The following is an 18,358-nucleotide window of genomic DNA, read 5'->3' on the forward strand; positions in this document are numbered from 1 at the left end:
AAAACTACCCGGAAATTTAGGGCGGCCCTTTCAGGTCGCCCTTTTTTGTTCCCGGCGTGCGCTGGCGCGCCGGTTGCCCTGCGGATCTTACTGCAGGCCGATGACCGGAATACCGGCATCAAAAACCGGGCGGCGCATGGACAGGACCCGCCGGGCCTCGTCACCATTTCCTAGCTTCATCAATATGTTGGCATAGGTCAGTTCAAGCAAATCCCGCTGCGCCCGACTGCCGCCAAGCCGTTCCGACGATGCGAGCACCGGGATCAGATCATCCCGCGCCGCAGTCCAGTCGTTCCGCGCGATTGCTGACCAGGCCCGGGCCACCGGCGCGACAAGATCCCCCGCAAACCCGGTTTCTGTTTCAGCCAGCACTGCCAGCCGTTCTCCATTCCCTGCCATGCCGTGAGACAGAGCCGCGTGCATGTCGGCAAAGCTCTGACCGGCATTGGGAAAGAACCTTGCGGCATAGTCGCTGAGCGCGGACCAGCGGTCTCCCTCAACCTCGACCCCGGCGAGCTCTGCCCGGTAAAGGATGGCAGCGGTATCGGTCAGCACATTGATCGGCATGCCAAGCGAAGCCCCGGGGGCAACCCCGCGATCCACCCACTCCCACATAGTCGCGATGTCGCCTTCGTGCAGAGCCCACAACGCGGTGTGCCAGCTCAGATGGCCATGCATCAGAGCCCGGTTGTCATAGGGAACCATCCAATCCTTCAGATAGGCCAGCCCGGCCACTGTTTCGCCCGCCTCATACTGCGCATGCGCCTTGAAATGTGCGGCATTGGCATTTCGGGGGTTCAGCGCAAGCGCGCGCTCCATCATCGTCATTGAAGCAGAGAGCTGGCCGGTTTCGCACAAAGACAGGGCATGCATGGACAGCATCCACCAGTCTTCGCCGTAATGCGGCAGCAACCGCGACGTGAACGCGAGCAATTCCGCCTCGCGCCCGGCCTTGCCGGAAAATCCGATCAGCCCAAAGACACTCGTGCACAGCTGAACCGCCAAGGCATCTCGGGGATAGTCCTGCGCATGGGCCAGAACATGCGCCCGACACTCTGCGGCTTTGCCCGCCAAGAGCAGGGAAAACGCCGTAATATGGCTGCGTTCACGAGCAGAACAGCCTGATTGCAGCGCTTCGGCCCGGGCAATGGCCTCGCGCGCCGCCGGCATGTCGGCGGACATCATCAGGGCCCGTGCGTGGCCGGCGTGGGCGATCGCGAATCCCGGATCCTCTGCAACGGCTCTTGCAAAATCCTCAACCGCGCCGAACTCGGCCGCCAGAAACTTGTCGACCCCATCTACATAAGAATCCCTGGCCGACGCCACGGAAGTTCCCAGCGGGTTATCGTAACGATCCTTCAATGCCATGAGCTAATCCTTTCGATCAAAAATCGGTTTCCCGGCGCACGTCTGAAAAACAATGGCGACGACACTTTGGGACCATCCTTTGCAACGGCTTCCCCTGCGACAACTTGACCATTCCCGCCCCACCTGCCAAGAGGAAAGCAATAACCGGGGAGAACAAATGCTCGCTTACATCATCCGGCGGGTTTTCCAGTCCATCATCGTCTTGCTGGTGGTCGGGCTGGTTGCCTTTTCCATGTTCCGCTTTGTTGGCGATCCGATCGACAACATGCTGGGACAGGAACGCACACAGGCCGACATCGAACGGCTGCGTACCGATCTTGGGCTCGATCAGCCTTTTCCGGTGCAATATTTCAAATTCCTGCAAGGTGCCGTCGAGGGCAATTTCGGCGTGTCTTACAGGCAAGGCCGACCTGTCTCGACGATCATCGCTGAACGCGCGCCGGCAACGCTCGAGCTTGCACTGGTGTCGGGATTCTTCGCCATCACGGTGGGTATCGGGCTTGGTGTTTTTACGGCAATTCGACGAAGGGGGATGGCAGCCAACGTGATCATGACACTCAGTCTGATCGGCGTTTCGCTGCCGACGTTCCTGATCGGCATCCTGTTGATCTATGTCTTTTCGGTCGAACTGGACTGGCTGCCCAGTTTCGGCCGCGGAGACACCGTTATGATTGGTAACTGGTCCACCGGTTTCCTGACAGCTTCGGGCCTCAAGGCTCTGATTTTGCCTGCAATCACGCTGGGGCTCTATCAGATGACGCTGATTATGCGGCTGGTTCGCTCCGAGATGCTCGAAGTGCTGCGAGCAGACTATATCCGCTTTGCCCGAGCCCGTGGCCTGTCCGACCGGGTGGTAAATTTCCGACATGCACTGAAGAATACGCTGGTGCCGGTGATCACCGTAACAGGCTTGCAGCTCGGATCGATCATCGCTTTTGCCATCATTACCGAAACGGTGTTCCAGTGGCCCGGTGTCGGCCTGTTGTTCATCAACGCGGTCCAGTTCGTCGACATCCCCGTAATGGCAGCCTACCTGATGCTGATCTCGGTGATGTTCGTGGGCATCAACCTGATCGTCGACCTGCTGTATTACGCCATTGATCCGCGCCTTCGCATCGACGGGAGGACAGCATGAAACTCAGTGGTTCCTGTCACTGCAAGGCTGTACGTTTCAGCGTCGACGCCCCCTGCCCGGTTCCGTTCAACCAGTGCTACTGCTCCATTTGTCGCAAGACAGCAGGTGCAGGCGGATACGCCATCAATCTTGGTGCCCGTACCGATACCCTCGAAGTTGAAGGGCGCGAGAACATCTCGACCTATCAATCGAGCGAAAACATGGAGCGGACCTTCTGCAAGATCTGTGGCAGCGCGCTGTGGGGGTATTCCGCAAGCTGGCCCGACCTGATCCACCCGCACGCTTCTGCGATCGACACCGAATTGCCGGTGCCGCCTGAACGAACACACATGATGCTTGATTCGCGAGCAAACTGGGCCGAGCCGCAGATCCATTCGGGGGACAAGAACTTTGACGCCTACCCTGATGAAAGCCTGGCCGAATGGCATGACCGGAATGGAATGACAGCATGACTGACACCAGCCAAAAACAACCTGCGACAAGCCCCTCGCGCCTCGCCGAGTTCTGGGACAGTGATTTTGTCTGGTCCTTCCGGCACTCGCCAGTGGCCATCGTTGCGCTCATGGTAGTTCTGATCCTCGTTCTCGCCGCCCTGTTCGCGCCGTTGATTGCGCCCCATGACCCGTTCAATCCGGCCACGCTCAATCTGATGAACGGGTTCTCCCCACCCGGTCAGCCCAACGCCTTTACGCAGGACACGTTCCTGCTGGGCACCGATGATCAGGGGCGTGATGTATACTCGACGATCCTGTATGGCTTGCGCATTTCGCTGTTCGTCGGCGTGTCTGCGGTCATGCTGGCCATGATCATCGGTGTGATCCTGGGTCTTGTGGCCGCTTATGTCGGCGGCTGGACCGAAACCATCATCATGCGGATTGCCGATGTTCAGCTGACCTTTCCCGCAATTCTGGTTGCCATGCTGATTTTCGGCGTTGCCAAGGGGTTCACGCCGCCAGAATACCGAAACGAGATGGCGATCTGGGTGCTGATCGTTGCAATCGCACTGTCCGACTGGGTGCAGTTTGCCCGTGTTGTGCGGGGCGCTGCATTGGTGGAAAAGAACCGCGAATACGTGCAGGCCGCCCGGATGATCGGGCGATCCGGCCCTGCGATCATGATGCGTCACATCCTGCCGAACATTCTGTCACCGGTTCTGGTCATCGCGACGATTTCGCTGGCGCTGGCAATCATTGCCGAAGCCACGCTGTCGTTTCTCGGTGTCGGGGCACCTCCGACCCAGCCGTCACTCGGAACTCTGATCCGCATTGGACAGGGATACCTGTTTTCCGGCGAATGGTGGATCCTGTTCTTTCCCGCCGTCACCCTTTTGGCACTGGCCCTTTCGGTCAACCTGCTCGGTGACTGGCTGCGTGACGCTCTGAACCCGAAGCTGCGGTGAATTCAATGGAATCAGTACTTTCCGTCCGAGATCTCGTCGTCGAGATCCCCACCCGCCGCGGCATTCTGCGCCCGGTGGACAATGTCAGCTATGAGCTTGCACCGGGTGAAATCCTTGGCGTCGTTGGCGAATCCGGCGCCGGCAAGTCCATGACCGGCAATGCCGTGATCGGCCTGCTGGACCGGCCAGCGCATATCGCCAGCGGTGAGATACTGCTGAACGGGCGCCGGATCGACAACCTTCCCATGCGCGACATGCGCAAGGTGCGCGGCAAGGAAATCGGCATGGTTTTTCAGGACCCGCTGACCTCGCTCAATCCACTGATCCCGATCGGCGAACAACTGTCCGAAACCATCGAAACCCATTTGGGCGTATCCAGGACCGAGGCCCGCAAACGGGCTCTGGCATCTCTGGAAGAGGTTGGCATTCCCGCCGCCGCCGAACGGCTCGACAGTTACCCGCACGAGTTTTCGGGCGGAATGCGGCAGCGCGTTGTGATCGCGCTCGCACTTTGCGCCGAGCCCTCGCTCGTCATTGCCGACGAACCGACCACTGCGCTTGACGTTTCGGTTCAGGCCCAGATCATTGCCTTGCTCAAACGGCTATGCCGTGAGCACGGAACCTCGGTCATTTTGGTGACGCATGACATGGGTGTCATTGCCGAGGCCGCCGACCGTGTTGCCGTGATGTATGCTGGTCAGCTGGTCGAAATCGGCCCGGTGCAGGACGTTCTGACCCGGCCACGTCACCCCTATACCGATGGGCTGGTGGGCTCGATGCCCGCCAACAGCCACGGCCAGCCGCGTCTGCGCCAGATCCCTGGCGCGATGCCCCGGCTGAATGACCTGCCCGACGGGTGCCCGTTCAATACTCGCTGCTCGTTGGCACAAGACAAATGCCGGGCCGCGCCGCGCCCAACCCTTTCACAGGGTGCAGCTTGCTGGTTTCCGTTGGGAGACGCCTCATGAGCATGGTTTCGATCAAGAACCTGACCCGCACTTTCGATGTGTCCAAGCCCTGGTTGAACCGGTTGCTGGAACGGCTTCCGAAACAGACCCTGACGGCAGTATCCGACGTTTCGTTCGAGATCGAGGAAAAGACGGTCTATGCCCTTGTCGGGGAATCCGGTTCGGGCAAGTCGACCATCGGCAAGATCCTTGTCGGGCTGTTGAACCCCTCGAACGGCACCGTCGCGGTCGAGGGCGTGGACATGGCGACCGAAGTCGACAAGACAGTCCTTGCCGAGCTGCGTTCGAATATCCAGATGATCTTTCAGGATCCCTATGCCTCGCTAAACCCACGCTGGAGGGTCAAGGACATCATCGTGGAGCCGGTTCAGGCACAGGGCGGCAACACCGATGGGCTTGCCGAAAAACTGCTCGAACAGGTCGGGCTATCGGCAGAGGATGCCGACAAGTTCCCGCACCAGTTTTCCGGCGGTCAGCGGCAGCGGATCTGCGTGGCCCGAGCGCTGGCGTCGAACCCCCGGTTGATTGTCTGCGACGAACCCACGTCGGCGCTGGATGTTTCGGTGCAGGCACAGGTTCTCAACCTGATGTCGGATCTCAAGGACGATCTCGGCCTGACTTATCTGTTCATCAGCCACGACCTGACCGTCGTGCGCCACATGGCAGACAGGATCGGTGTTCTTTACCTTGGCCAGTTGGTCGAAGAGGCAGACCCGGACACGCTGTTCGAAAACCCGCGCCACCCCTACACCCAGATGTTGCTGGAAGCTGCGCCTCGGATCAACCAGTTCGGCCGCGCCGACGACCCGCCGCAAGGCGAGATCCCGGACCCGATCAATCCTCCGCCCGGTTGCGTGTTCAATCCCCGCTGCGCCCTTGCAACGGATCTGTGCAGAACGACCAGACCGGAACTGCGTAGCTTTGGCACGACGCGGGCCGCCTGTCACATGGTCGAAAGCTGACGACTGGCCTTGACCGGAACGCGGCAAGCGAGGCTCGGACGCGTGCGGCTGCAAATGAGAAAGACCGGTGCGCCGGATTTCAGCGCGCCGGTCCGATTTTTTTCGAATGGCTTCAGAAGAACGCCTGTAACCCGGTCTGGGCCCGCCCCAAAATCAGAGCATGCACGTCATGGGTTCCCTCATAGGTATTCACCGTTTCAAGGTTGACCATGTGGCGGATCACCTGAAAATCGAGACTGATGCCATTGCCGCCATGCATGTCGCGCGACAGGCGGGCGATATCCAGCGCCTTGCCACAGTTGTTGCGTTTGACGATCGAGATCATCTCGGGCGCTGCCACGGCTTCGTCCATCAGCCGGCCAACCCGCAATGAGGCCTGCAGGCCAAGAGCGATCTCGGTCTGCATGTCGGCCAACTTACGCTGAAACAGCTGCGTCTGCGCCAGCGGCCGGTTGAACTGGTGCCGGTCCAGCCCGTATTGCCGGGCGCCGTGCCAGCAGGCCTCGGCCGCCCCCATCACGCCCCAGCTGATCCCGTATCGCGCACGATTGAGGCACCCGAACGGCCCTTTCAATCCCTGCACATGCGGCAGCAGCGCGTCCTCGCCAACCTCGACACCATCCATCACGATCTCACCTGTGATCGAAGCCCTCAGCGACATCTTGTTTTCAATCTTGGGAGCCGAAAGGCCCTTGGTTCCCTTGTCCAGAACGAAACCGCGGATCCGACCGTCATGAGCGTCTGACTTGGCCCAAACCACGAATACATCGGCGATCGGCGCGTTCGAGATCCACATCTTGCTGCCAGTCAGCCTGTAACCGTCAGCGGTTTTCTCGGCACGGGTCTTCATGGCGGCCGGGTCCGATCCCGCATCGGGCTCGGTCAGGCCAAAGCAGCCAATGTATTCACCGCTGGCCAGTTTCGGAAGATATTTGCGGCGCTGTTCTTCGCTGCCATAGGCATAGATCGGATACATCACCAGCGAGCTCTGAACCGACATCATCGAGCGATAGCCGGAATCCACGCGCTCAACTTCCCGGGCAACCAGGCCATAGGCAACATATCCGCTGCCCAGCCCGCCATATTCTTCGGGGATGGTGGTTCCCAGCAGGCCCATTTCTCCCATTTCGCGAAAAATCCCGGGATCCGTATGCTCGGTCTGGAACGCCTCGGTGACGCGCGGCTGCAGTTTTTCTTGTGCATAAGCACGCGCGCTGGCCGAGATCATCCGTTCGTCTTCAGTCAACTGATCTTCCAGACGCAGGGGATCGGCCCAGTCGAAACTCCCCAGATCAGGGGCATCCTTGGCGCGGAGGGTCGGCTTGGTGACGGGTGCGTTCATGTCTGTCTCCTTGAGAGCATAGTGCATGTTTGCGCGCACCCTATCCCTTTGCGCTCGACAAAAACAGCGAGACTTCCGCATCAAAGCATGAGTATTATGCATACATGAGCACGCCCCGCCGATTTCTGCCCTCGATTCCCGCCTTGCGCGCGCTCGAAGCGGTCGACCGCTTGGGTTCGGCATCGGCCGCGGCCGAGGAACTGTCTTTGACACAAGGCGCTGTCAGCCGCCAGTTGCAGGCGCTGGAGGCGCAGATGGGCGTAGAGATGATTTCGCGCGATCGCAAGAAATTGTCGCTGACACCCGCCGCTCAGGCATATGTTGCCGAAATCCGCCAAGCTCTGGGACAGATCGCCAATGCTTCGCTTCGATTGCAGGTCGCGCCACTCGGCGGCACACTCAACCTTGCGATCCTGCCGGCCTTTGGGATGCGGTGGCTCATGCCACGGCTACCCGAGTTCTCCCGCCTTCATCCGGACGTGACACTAAACATGTCGACTCGACTTCGCCCGTTCAACTTTGGCTCGGAACATTTTGATGCTGCTTTGCATTTTGGTGATCCAGACTGGCCGGGAACGGATCGGATGCTGCTCAGGAACGAGCAGGTTCTGCCAGTCTGCGCGCCTGGTCTGCTGCCCGATGGCCTGCCTGTTTCACCACGGGAATTGCTGGACCTTCCGCTTTTGCATATCGAAACGCGCCCGTCCGCCTGGCAGGACTGGTTCCGGCTAAATGATATTGAACTGCCACGCCCTCTGACAGGCACGATGTATGATCAATTCGCAACCATTACCCACGCCGCACAGCATGGGTTGGGGATTGCGCTGATGCCCGACTATCTGGTCGAGCAGGATCTGGCGACCGGGCGACTTGTCCCGGCCTGTGGACCGGCGGTGGAAACTGGCGGCAGCTACTATCTGGTGTGGCCGATCAACAAGGCGCGCGACCCTGCTCTGCACACCTTTCGCGACTGGCTGGCCACTCAGGCACAGCCAGAGGACCCGCTGCCGCGCTGACACACCGGCTTGCGCCGGTCGCTGACGCGCCAATTCAGCCGATAGAATAGCCAGCGCCGCGAACCGTTCGCAACGGATCGCTGCCGCCGTCCCGGGTCAGTGCTTTGCGCAAGCGTCCGACATGGACGTCAACAGTGCGGGTGTCGACATAGATGTCGCGGCCCCAGACCCGATCCAGCAATTGCTCGCGGCTCCAGACCCGGCCCGGTTTTTCCATGAAGGTCGACAGAAGGCGGAACTCGGTCGGGCCGAGCTTTATCGGCGTTCCGGCGCGTGTGACCCTGTAGGTCTCAGCATCCAGCACGATATCTTCGAACTCGAGCCGTTGCCCAACCGACGACGGACGGACCCGGCGCAACTGGTTGCGCACCCGCGCCATGAGTTCGGCTACGGAGTAAGGTTTCACCACGTAGTCATCGGCCCCGGTTTCCAGACCGCGGACCCTGTCCACCTCTTCGGAGCGGGCAGACAGCATGATGATCGGGATGGCTCGGGTTTCCGGGCGTGTCTTGAGCTGGCGGCAGACCTCTATGCCGCTCAGGTTGGGCATCATCCAGTCAAGTACGATGACGTCCGGCGCTTCTTCGGCCACCAGCAGCAGGGCTTCTTCGCCGTTCTCGGCCTTTAGAACCCTCAATCCTTCGGCTTCGAGGTTGTAGGACAGAACCTCGCGCTGGGCCAGCTCATCCTCGACGACAAGAATGGTCGGTTGGTCCGCGGACATGCGCTTGGATCCTCAGAGGCTGGTCGAGGTGACGTCCGCCTTCGGACGCTCCTCGGTCGGGCGTTCGCCGGTTACGAGGTAGACAACCTGCTCGGCAATGGCCGTTACATGATCTCCCATGCGCTCGACATTCTTGGCGATGAAATGCAGATGCATGCAGGTGGTGATCGACCGGGGATCTTCGGCCATAAAGGTCAGGAACTCGCGGAACAACGCATTGTACATCTGGTCGACGTCATGGTCGCGCTCAATCACGTCGGCGGCAAGTTCGGCATCGCGCTGAACATAGGCATCGAGCGCATCCTTGAGCATCCGCTCCACTTCACGGGCCATGCGGCGCAGGGATGCCGCACTGTCGTTGACCGGATTGGATGCTGCTATCACGGTGGTTCGCTTGGCGATGTTCTTGGCATAATCGCCGATCCTTTCAAGGTTGGACGAAACCTTCATCACCGACAGAACCAGCCGCAGATCGCCTGCCGTGGGCGCACGCAAGGCGATCAGACGGGCAGTTTCCTCGGTGATCAACTCGTCCAGCGCGTCGATGGCAGCATCCCCGTCGCGCACCTGTTGCGCCAGTTCCCGATCCCGGGTTTCCAGCGATCTGGCAGCATTCGTGATGGCTGTCTCAACCAGTCCGCCCATTTTCATGATATGGGCCTGGATCCCCTCCAGATCCCGGTCATAGCTGGAGGTGATGTGCTTTTCGGTGCTGATATCGTTCATGGTCAGCCGATCCGTCCTGTGATGTAGCTTTCGGTGCGCGGGTCGATGGGATTGGTGAAGATCTGGCCGGTTTCGCCAAACTCGACCAGTTTCCCAAGATGGAAAAACGCTGTCTTTCGGCTGACCCGCGCCGCCTGCTGCATGGAATGGGTAACGATGACCACCGAAAAGTTCTGCCGCAATTCATCGATCAGTTCTTCGACCTGCGCGGTGGCGATCGGATCAAGCGCCGAACAGGGCTCATCCATCAGCAGAACTTCGGGTTCGGTCGCCACTGCGCGAGCGATGCACAGTCTCTGCTGCTGGCCGCCAGACAAGCCGGTTCCGGGTGCGTCGAGCCGGTCCTTTACCTCGTCCCAGAGAGCACCGCGGCGCAGAGACCGCTCGACAATATCATCAAGCTCGGACCGGTTGCGGGCCAGTCCGTGAATACGTGGGCCATAGGCAACGTTATCATAGATCGACTTGGGGAACGGGTTGGGTTTCTGGAACACCATGCCCACCTTGGCCCGCAATTGCACCGGATCGACGCGCTTGTCATAGATGTTCTCGCCGTCAAGCAGGATCGCGCCCTCGACCCGGCAGGATGCGATGGTGTCGTTCATCCGGTTGAGTGTCCGCAGAAAGGTGGATTTGCCACAGCCTGACGGGCCGATGAAGGCGGTTACCGTGCGATCCTCGATCTCGACATTCACATCCTGGATCGCGTGGGTGTCGCCATAGTGAACCTGAACCCCTCGGGCCGAGATCTTGGCAGTCTGTGTTTCCACGAATTTGTCCACCCCAGTCATCACATTCATTGCGTTGCCCCTTTCACCAGCGGCGTTCAAAGCGGCGGCGCAACAGCACTGCCACTGTGTTCATTGTTACCAGAAAAACAAGCAGGATGATGATCCCGCCCCAAGCGCGTTCATAAAAGGCCGGATCGGCCCGCTTGGCCCATTCATAGATTTGCGCCGGCATGGCCGAGTTCGGTGCCAGCAGGCCGCTGGCCACGCTGTCCGGTGCGTTCGACGCGATGAAACCGACCATTCCGATCAACAATAGCGGTGCGGTTTCTCCTAGTGCCTGCGCCAAACCTATGATCGTGCCGGTCAGGATGCCGGGCGCGGCGAGCGGCAGGACGTGGTGAAACACCGACTGCATTCTGGAGGCACCCACACCAAGCGCCGCATCCCGGATCGACGGAGGTACTGCCTTGAGCGCCGCACGGGTCGAAATGATGATCGTCGGCAGCGTCATCAGGGTCAGCACCAACCCGCCCACCAGCGGGGCCGACATCGGCAGGTGCATGTAGTTGATAAAGACCGCCAGCCCGAGGATGCCGAACACAATCGACGGCACCGCCGCCAGATTGGCGATATTGACCTCGATCACATCCGTAATCCAGTTTTTTGGTGCGAATTCCTCGAGATAGATCGAGGCGGCCACTCCAATCGGCAGCGCCAGGGCCAGAACCACCAGCATCATGAACAGCGATCCGATCATGGCAACCCCGATCCCGGCCGCCTCGGGGCGCTGATCCGAGGCATCTGCGCCGAATATGAAATCGGGATTGAAGCTCTTGCTGACAACGCCGGCGGAGACCAACTGGTCCACGAAATCAAGCTGGTCTGGGGTGATCGACTTGTCATTGGCGATGCTTTCGCGGCTGACACGGCCTTTGAGGTATCCATCGACACGGGAATTGGCGAGAAAGCGGAACGTGACCGTCTCGCCAATCCGGTCGGGATGCTCAATCACGTAGCTGCGCAACTGGGCCGCCGCGCTTTTGGACAGGATCTTGGCCTGCTCCTTGGGCTTGAGATCGCTTTCAATCCCAAGCGCGTCGATCCTGCTGGCAAACGCGTTTTTGATCAGCGGCGCATACCCGAAGGTCGTGACCTTCTTGATCTCGTCGAGATCCCGGTTGCCGGTCTTGTCGAGCTTGGTTTCCAGCAATTCGACATCCAATGTCACAAAAGTCTGGCTATAGGCACCGGCACCTTTGCTGACGATCGTCCAGATCAGAACCAGCAGCATCAGCAAGCCGATGGCAACCGCGCAAATTCCATATACCCGGAACCGGGCCTCGGCCGCATTGCGCTGCCGGGTCCGGTCACTTTGCTGCAGCAGGGATCCGGAACGCCGTGCAGGGCGCGGCGACTGGCTGATATCGGTCATTCATACTGCTCCCGGTAGGTGCGCACGATGTAGAGCGCCAGCACATTCAACCCCAGCGTCAGCACGAAGAGCGTCAGCCCCAAGGCAAAGGCCACGAGTGTTTCGGGGCTGGAAAAATCGGTGTCGCCTGTCAGTTGGCTGACGATACGGGTGGTGATGGTGGTCATCGAGTCGAGCGGGTTGAGCGAAAATTTGGCAATCGCCCCTGCCCCCATGACAACGATCATGGTTTCACCGATGGCCCGGCTGGCGGCCAGAAGCACGGCGCCCACAATGCCCGGCAACGCCGCGGGCAGAACGACCTGCCGCACGGTCTCGGACCGGGTCGCGCCCAGCCCCAGCGAGCCATCGCGCATCGATTGGGGAACCGCGTTGATGATGTCATCGCTGAGCGATGACACAAACGGGATGAGCATGATCCCCATGACCAACCCTGCGGTTAGAACCGATGTCGCGCCAGCCATCCACTCAACGCCCAGAAACCCGCCTTTGGCAAAGACCTTCGCCAGCATCGGCCCGACCGTCAGCAGGGCAAACAGGCCGTACACAATGGTCGGGATGCCGGCGAGGATCTCCAGAAGCGGCTTTGCAAGGGCTCTTGTTGCCCGGCTGGCATATTCACTCAGATAGATGGCCGCAAAAAGACCGACCGGCACCGCGACCAGCAGCGCGACGAACGAGATGTAAAGCGTGCCCCACAACAAAGGCAGGATCGAAAGCTCTGAATCGCCTCTGAAATTCGGCGCCCAGGTCGAGCCAAAGAAGAAGTCCTTCCAGTCATGCAGGCGAAAGAAACCGGTCGTCTCGAAGAACATTGACAGGACAATGCCGATCGTCGTGAAAATGGCCAGTAAGGCGGCAAGCAGCAGCAGGGCCAGCACACCGGCTTCAACCACATTGCGGGCTCTGAAGTCCTTGTGACTTCGTGATAGTGACCAGAACAGCCCCGCAACGGCCAAGCCGAGCACGATAGCCTGCATGGCCCGCGTTCCAGTGGAGGTCAGCGCCCGGTATCGCTGAGCCGCGTTCAAAACATCTGGCTGCACATCTGCCCCGAGCGCAACGCCGACCCCTCCAAGCAGGGCCCGCAGGTCGGTCCTTTCGGCGTCCAGCGCTTCGGCGTCCTGCGAGCTGAGAGCTCCACGGGACACGGCAAGGTCCAACCCGTCGGCCACGCGCCGAACTTCGGTCATCACGAGGCGTCCGCCCGCGACATCTGGGGCCGTCGCCGTGGATAGCCCATTGAAAACCTGACGGTCGATGAGCACCGGCTGCACCAAGAGCCAGACGGCCAGCACAAACAGGGCCGGCACCAGAACGCTCATTGCGGAATGGAGTCCGTAGTAGACCGGCAGAGAATGCAGTTCCCGGACATCTCCTCCTGCACTGGCAAGTGCACGGGTCCGCCCAAGGTGGTAACCTGCCGCAGCAAGTCCCATCAGACAGATTGCAAGCCACAAGGTTGGCATTAAAGGCTCCGATGAATGTGGGTCAAACAAAGGGCCGGGGTGGCATGTTACCGCCCCGGCCGGGTTTCATCAGGTGAGCAAGCGGGTCACGAATTGCCGCCCATGGCGGTTTCGTCGGAAACAACCGACTGGGTGTCGCTCAACTCGGGATCGGCAACCAGCCCATATTCCGCGAGCGGCCCGTCGGCCCCTGCGATCTCGTCCGCAACAAAGAACTCTGCAAATTCCTTCAGACCGGGGATCACGCCGATATGCGCCTTCTTCACGTAAAAGAACAGCGGGCGCGACACCGGGTAGTCACCGCTTGCGATCGTATCCGTCGAGGGAACCACGCCTGACATGGTCGCCACCTGCAACTTGTCGGTATTGTTCTCGTAGAAGGCCAGCCCAAAGACACCGATACCATCCGTGTTGCTGTCAATCCGCGCCAGCGTTTCAGTATAGTCGCCGTCAATATCCACCGATTTGCCATCCGTGCGCAGCGCGATACAGGCCTTTTCGGCGGCCTTTTTGCGGGCCTTGTCAGTGTCGCCCTCGGCTATGGCAAGGAATGCATCATAGGCACCAGTAACCTCGCATCCGGCAAGAACAACCTTGTCCTCGAACACTTCTCGAGTGCCGTGCTTGGTTCCGGGAACAAAGGCCTGGATGTCGACCTGCGGGAATTCCGCATTGACGTCCGCCCATGTGGTATTCGGGTTTTCCACCAACTGACCGTCCACCAACACCTTGTCGGACAAGGCAAGGAACCAGTCGGCGGGTGTGAACGCATAAGACGCAGCGCCGATATCCGAGGCGAAGACGATCCCGTCATACCCGATCCGGACCTCGATGATCTCTGACACGCCCTTGTCGACGCAGGCCTTCAACTCGTTTTCCTTGATCCGACGCGATGAGTTCGCGATGTCGATGGTGTTTTCGCCAACCCCTTCGCAGAACCGCTTGAGCCCCGCAGACGATCCGCCGGATTCGATCACCGGCGTCGGGAAGTCGAAGTTTTCACCGAATGCCTCGGCGACGATCGACGCATAGGGCAGAACGGTTGACGAGCCGGCAACCTGAACCTGGTCACGTGCGAAGGCACTGGTGGCCGAAAGGGCAGAAATCGCCAGAACGGACGCGGTCAGTTTCACAAAAGACATGCGGTGTCTCCTTGATAAGAACAGTCGGTGACCACCTTCGGGTGATCTCGACCTATCTCTTATTGAGTGTGCATGTGGCTTTTGTGACAGCCATGTAACAGCTGTATGACAAAGCAGGGGGGCAGCCGCTTAATTTGCAATGTCAGAAGGCGACAGGCCAGAACATCGGTGGGATCTCGAATATCTTCCCCCGGCCCGGCCGGTGAACTGAATTTCGGTGCAGGTATAGCGTTTGGAAACAGTCGAAAGCGGTCAGGAAAGCCCAGGGACGGGCTTAGTTCGTTCGTTCCGCATTTGACTGACGCATCATCCCGCCATGTTCTGTAACTCTTAGATTGTGCCCGTTGTTCAAAAGCTCCACATCCGCGTTTTTCAAACTGCCCTTCCAGCCAAATTCCGTGCGCGTCAACGCGGCTGTCTCCGGCTCACTCAACCGGCTCCAGATCATTTCGGTGCAATCGGCGTTCACGCCGAAATCCCCGTTAATTCCATGACTGCTGAAGTGATAAATACCATCTGCCCACGGGCAGGTGTCCTGGGCGTAAACCGGGGCTGAGGAAAGTCCGGCACAAGCCGCGATGATGCAGACAAAACGTTTCATGGAAAACTCCGTTGACCTGTCGATACCGCTCAAACCTAGACCAGCGCAAAATGGCGTTCCAGTCACATTCCCGATGGCAATCCGCAAATCCAAACGCTGCACCCGGCCAAGGTCCAGCTGACACCTGGGCCAAAACCTCTATGAGATTTGCAGGTTTTTCGCGTATTCTCGACGGATTCAGAAAAAGGGGAGGTGAAAATGAAGTTCTTAGTAACAGCAATTGTCGCGTCTTTTTTTGCCGGCATCGCGTCGGCAGAAGTATCTGTAAAACGTGGAGAATATTTGGTCAGGGGGCCGGCTGGATGCGGAAACTGTCACACACCGCAAACACCGAACGGACCTGACATGGCGAATGAATTCGGCGGTTTCATGGTCGAAAAAAACCCTGCGTTCGAGGCGTGGGCCGTCAATATCACACCCGGTAGCCGTGTCGCTAACTGGAGCGATGACGAGCTGGCCCGTGCTATCCGCGAAGGCATACGCCCGGATGGCTCGGTGATCGGACCGCCAATGCCGATCGGGCTCTATCGCGGGATTTCGGACGACGACCTGTATTCCATGGTTGCCTTCCTGAGGACGGTTCCCGCAAGCGCCAACACGACCCCGACCTCCACCTACAACATACCCTTACCGCCGGCCTATGGCCCGCCCGTGGACAGCGTCACTGCACCTCCTCGCGCGGCCAGTGTCGAATACGGGGCCTACCTTGCTGGTCCGGTGGCACATTGCATGGAATGTCATACGCCGATGGGTGAAACCGGACCCAAGTTCGATACACATCTCGGAGCGGGCGGTTTTGAGTTTCATGGCCCGTGGGGCACGTCGGTTTCGCCGAACTTGACGACGCATGAGCATGGGTTAGCCGGATATTCCGACGCGGATCTGAAAAAGATGATCACCACAGGGGTCCGTCCCAACGGCTCCCGGATGATGCCGCCGATGGGATATCATCACTATGCAGCCATGACCGAAGGCGATCTCGACGCGGTCATTCTGTATCTGCGGCAATTGCCGCCGCTGCCTGATCCCAGCTGATCGCAAGCCGCAAGGCGGTGCCGAAACTCGGTCGATACCTACCCGGTCCGGCCGAGCCGCTCAAACCACGTTACATCGGCAGGCTGACGGTAAAGGCCGCCCCCTGCCCCAGTTCGCTTTCTACCTTGAGGCGTCCGCGATGGCGGTTGACGATGTGTTTGACGATAGCCAGCCCCAAACCGGTCCCGCCAAGCTCGCGCGACCGGTGGCTGTCTGCCCGATAAAACCTCTCGGTGAGGCGTGGCAGGTGGATCGGGTCGATCCCCGGCCCTTCGTCGATCACGCGCACACGCGCCGCCGGTCCGCGCATGGCCGGGTCACGGTCCGATTTCGACAGCTCGACCCGGACGCGTCCGCCGCTGCCGCCATATTTGACGGCGTTTTCGATCAGGTTGGAAAAGACCTGTTTCAACTGGTCCGCGTCGCCAGGCACCACAATGGGCGTTTCGGGAACCAACGGCTGCAGAACCACGCCCGCCCCTTCTGCCAGAGGTCCCAGCGTGTTGAGCAGGGAACCGATCAAGGCGGTCAGGTCGACCTGCTCTTCAGGGCGTACGCGTTCCTGGCTTTCGACCCGATTCAGTGACATCAGGTCCCCCACCAGCCGGTTCATCCGACTGGCTTCATCGCCCATGATGCCGAGAAACCGGTCACGGGCGGCCTCGTCATCGCGGGCAGCACTCCGAAGGGTTTCGATGAAACCGATCAGCGCGGTCAGAGGGGTGCGTAACTCGTGACTGACATTGGCGACAAAATCGCGCCGCATCTGCCCGGCCTGTTCCAATTGCGTTCTGTCGTTGAAACTGACAAGCAGCGCGCCACCCGAACCGGACCCGACCGCAGGGACATATCGGGTGTGCACGTCATAGGTTGTATCCTGACCGCCTTCGCTGGACAGGAAGCGGGTTTTGCAACTGGCGCGATCTTTCAGCCCCTGTTCGATCGTATCTATCATCTGGGGTTGGCGCAGGATCGTGACAAAGTTCCGCCCAACCAGATTTGGCCCCAGTAATGTGAGCGCATCGGCATTGGCCGCAATGATGAGTTCGGACTGATCGACCATCACCGCCGGCAACGGCATGGCGGCGAGCATATGATCGATCAGGTCATTTGCCATGTCACTCGGCCCGGGATGCGGCCTCGACTGCCTCGGAAAACACCGCCTTCAACGTCGACGGATCTTCGAGACCAACCGAAACCCGGAAAAGACCCTCGGACATGCCACGAGCGGCGCGTTCGTCGGCCGTCATCGCACGATGCGAGGACGAGGCGGGATGAGAGAGCGTGGTTCCCACATCCCCAAGTGTCGGCGCAAAACTGAGCCCCTGTGCGGCTCGGGTAAAGGCATTGGCTGCCGCGCGGCCGCCATCCAGTTCGAAACTGACCATGTTGCAACCCTGCCCGCCCAACAGACGTGTCGCTAGTTCACGGTCCGGATGATCCGCGCGAGTGGGATAGATCACGCGCTTTACTCCGGTCAGCCCGGCCAGATGATCCGCAAGCGCTACCGCCGTGGACTGGCTGCGGTCGAACCGCAGGTCGAAAGACAGCATGCCGCGTTCCGCCAACCAGCAGTCGAACGGGCTCGGGGTCATGCCGGTGGTCACGGAAAACACCCGCATCTTTTCCGTCAGCGCGGGATCACGGGCCACCGCATATCCGAGCATGACGTCCGAGTGGCCCGCCAGCAGCTTGGTGATTGAATGAAGAACGATATCGGCCCCGTGGTCAAAGGGCCGGATCGCGCGCGGCGTGGTAAAGGTGTTGTCCACCGCAAGCAGGATACCCCGATCCCGGCACAGCGCCGCCAACCCATCTAGGTCTGCCACGCGCAGGGTCGGGTTCGATACCACTTCGACCAAAACCATCCGGGTTTCGGGGCGGATTTGCGCCCGAACATCATCGACATCACCGGGGTCTGCAAGCGATGTCGCGATTCCCAGCCGCGGAAGATCCTCCTTCATCATACGCAGACTGCGCCCGTATAGCTGGTTGCCACCGATCACATGATCGCCGCTGTGCAAAAGGCCCAGCAACGCTGCGGTGACCGCACCCATGCCGGAACCGGTAACAACACCACCCTGCGCGCCTTCCATGGCATCGAGCCGTTTGGCGACCACGTCAGCATTGGGATGCCCTTCCCGCGAATACGTATACCCGTGCACCCGCCCTTCGTATTGGTCATCCAACGCATCAGGGGTTTCGGAGGCATAGACCACTGACGGGCTCAGCGGTGTCACGACCGGGCAGCTGGCGCTATCCGGCAGCGGGTGCGGCCGGATCAGGGAACCTTCGGAGTTTTTCATGG

At 59.9% G+C, this 18,358-nt stretch carries 18 protein-coding genes; 7 read left to right on the forward strand and 11 right to left on the reverse strand.

The features are described 5' to 3' along the window. Positions 1 to 87 precede the first annotated feature (87 nt). Complete coding sequence (locus ACP15U_RS17380) at positions 88 to 1,368, reverse strand: tetratricopeptide repeat protein (RefSeq protein ID WP_425046421.1); 1,281 nt, start codon at positions 1,366 to 1,368, stop codon at positions 88 to 90. Between the two features lie 157 nt (positions 1,369 to 1,525). Between ACP15U_RS17380 and ACP15U_RS17385 the strand changes: the two genes are divergently transcribed. Genes ACP15U_RS17385 through ACP15U_RS17405 form a run of 5 tightly spaced genes read left to right on the forward strand, consistent with a single transcriptional unit; the run spans position 1,526 to position 5,832 of the window. Next, positions 1,526 to 2,503, forward strand: coding sequence for an ABC transporter permease (locus tag ACP15U_RS17385; protein WP_425046422.1), 978 nt, complete (start codon positions 1,526 to 1,528; stop codon positions 2,501 to 2,503). Beyond that, positions 2,500 to 2,955 (forward strand): GFA family protein, encoded by a 456-nt coding sequence (locus tag ACP15U_RS17390; RefSeq protein ID WP_425046423.1) that lies wholly within the window; start codon positions 2,500 to 2,502, stop codon positions 2,953 to 2,955. The genes ACP15U_RS17385 and ACP15U_RS17390 overlap by 4 nt, the downstream gene beginning before the upstream one ends. After that, positions 2,952 to 3,902, forward strand: a complete 951-nt coding sequence (locus ACP15U_RS17395; protein ID WP_425046424.1) for an ABC transporter permease — start codon at positions 2,952 to 2,954, stop codon at positions 3,900 to 3,902. The genes ACP15U_RS17390 and ACP15U_RS17395 overlap by 4 nt, the downstream gene beginning before the upstream one ends. A gap of 5 nt (positions 3,903 to 3,907) precedes the next feature. Further along, positions 3,908 to 4,870, forward strand: coding sequence for an ABC transporter ATP-binding protein (locus ACP15U_RS17400; protein ID WP_425046425.1), 963 nt, complete (start codon positions 3,908 to 3,910; stop codon positions 4,868 to 4,870). Continuing rightward, positions 4,867 to 5,832: an ABC transporter ATP-binding protein gene (locus ACP15U_RS17405; protein ID WP_425046426.1), complete on the forward strand. Its 966-nt coding sequence runs from the start codon at positions 4,867 to 4,869 to the stop codon at positions 5,830 to 5,832. Before ACP15U_RS17400 ends, ACP15U_RS17405 begins: the two co-directional genes overlap by 4 nt. A gap of 112 nt (positions 5,833 to 5,944) precedes the next feature. Here the strand turns inward: ACP15U_RS17405 and ACP15U_RS17410 are convergent, their stop codons facing one another. Beyond that, positions 5,945 to 7,174: an acyl-CoA dehydrogenase gene (locus ACP15U_RS17410; RefSeq protein WP_425046427.1), complete on the reverse strand. Its 1,230-nt coding sequence runs from the start codon at positions 7,172 to 7,174 to the stop codon at positions 5,945 to 5,947. Between the two features lie 104 nt (positions 7,175 to 7,278). On the opposite strand from ACP15U_RS17410, the gene ACP15U_RS17415 reads away from it, so the two are divergent. Then, on the forward strand, positions 7,279 to 8,190 hold the full coding sequence (locus ACP15U_RS17415; protein ID WP_425046428.1) for a LysR family transcriptional regulator: 912 nt from the start codon (positions 7,279 to 7,281) through the stop codon (positions 8,188 to 8,190). 34 nt (positions 8,191 to 8,224) lie between these two features. Here ACP15U_RS17415 and phoB read toward each other — a convergent pair whose 3' ends face one another. The 7 genes from phoB to ACP15U_RS17450 all read right to left on the reverse strand — a co-directional run bounded on the left by phoB (position 8,225) and on the right by ACP15U_RS17450 (position 15,015). After that, on the reverse strand, positions 8,225 to 8,914 hold the full coding sequence (gene phoB / locus ACP15U_RS17420; protein ID WP_425046429.1) for a phosphate regulon transcriptional regulator PhoB: 690 nt from the start codon (positions 8,912 to 8,914) through the stop codon (positions 8,225 to 8,227). 12 nt (positions 8,915 to 8,926) lie between these two features. Continuing rightward, on the reverse strand, positions 8,927 to 9,640 hold the full coding sequence (gene phoU / locus ACP15U_RS17425) for a phosphate signaling complex protein PhoU (protein ID WP_425046430.1): 714 nt from the start codon (positions 9,638 to 9,640) through the stop codon (positions 8,927 to 8,929). A gap of 2 nt (positions 9,641 to 9,642) precedes the next feature. Next, entirely contained in the window at positions 9,643 to 10,440 is a 798-nt protein-coding gene (gene pstB, locus ACP15U_RS17430) for a phosphate ABC transporter ATP-binding protein PstB (protein ID WP_425046431.1), read from the reverse strand. A gap of 13 nt (positions 10,441 to 10,453) precedes the next feature. Continuing rightward, positions 10,454 to 11,803 carry a phosphate ABC transporter permease PstA gene (gene pstA / locus ACP15U_RS17435; RefSeq protein ID WP_425046432.1) on the reverse strand — a complete coding sequence of 450 codons (1,350 nt, stop codon included), beginning with the start codon at positions 11,801 to 11,803 and terminating at the stop codon, positions 10,454 to 10,456. Continuing rightward, a complete protein-coding gene (gene pstC / locus ACP15U_RS17440) occupies positions 11,800 to 13,272 on the reverse strand; it encodes a phosphate ABC transporter permease subunit PstC (RefSeq protein ID WP_425046433.1) in 1,473 nt (490 codons plus the stop codon). The genes pstA and pstC overlap by 4 nt, the downstream gene beginning before the upstream one ends. Before the next feature lie 86 nt (positions 13,273 to 13,358). Next, positions 13,359 to 14,414: a substrate-binding domain-containing protein gene (locus tag ACP15U_RS17445; RefSeq protein WP_425046434.1), complete on the reverse strand. Its 1,056-nt coding sequence runs from the start codon at positions 14,412 to 14,414 to the stop codon at positions 13,359 to 13,361. A 274-nt stretch (positions 14,415 to 14,688) separates the two neighbouring features. Beyond that, positions 14,689 to 15,015: a hypothetical protein gene (locus ACP15U_RS17450; RefSeq protein ID WP_425046435.1), complete on the reverse strand. Its 327-nt coding sequence runs from the start codon at positions 15,013 to 15,015 to the stop codon at positions 14,689 to 14,691. Between the two features lie 345 nt (positions 15,016 to 15,360). Between ACP15U_RS17450 and ACP15U_RS17455 the strand changes: the two genes are divergently transcribed. Beyond that, positions 15,361 to 16,050, forward strand: a complete 690-nt coding sequence (locus tag ACP15U_RS17455) for a c-type cytochrome (RefSeq protein WP_425046436.1) — start codon at positions 15,361 to 15,363, stop codon at positions 16,048 to 16,050. Positions 16,051 to 16,120: 70 nt separating this feature from the next. Here the strand turns inward: ACP15U_RS17455 and ACP15U_RS17460 are convergent, their stop codons facing one another. After that, on the reverse strand, positions 16,121 to 17,167 hold the full coding sequence (locus ACP15U_RS17460; protein WP_425046437.1) for an ATP-binding protein: 1,047 nt from the start codon (positions 17,165 to 17,167) through the stop codon (positions 16,121 to 16,123). A 1-nt stretch (position 17,168) separates the two neighbouring features. After that, on the reverse strand, positions 17,169 to 18,356 hold the full coding sequence (locus ACP15U_RS17465) for a trans-sulfuration enzyme family protein (RefSeq protein ID WP_425046438.1): 1,188 nt from the start codon (positions 18,354 to 18,356) through the stop codon (positions 17,169 to 17,171). Positions 18,357 to 18,358 lie beyond the last annotated feature (2 nt).

This window comes from Primorskyibacter sp. S87 (genome assembly GCF_049801055.1).
Lineage (GTDB): Bacteria > Pseudomonadota > Alphaproteobacteria > Rhodobacterales > Rhodobacteraceae > JBNAGF01.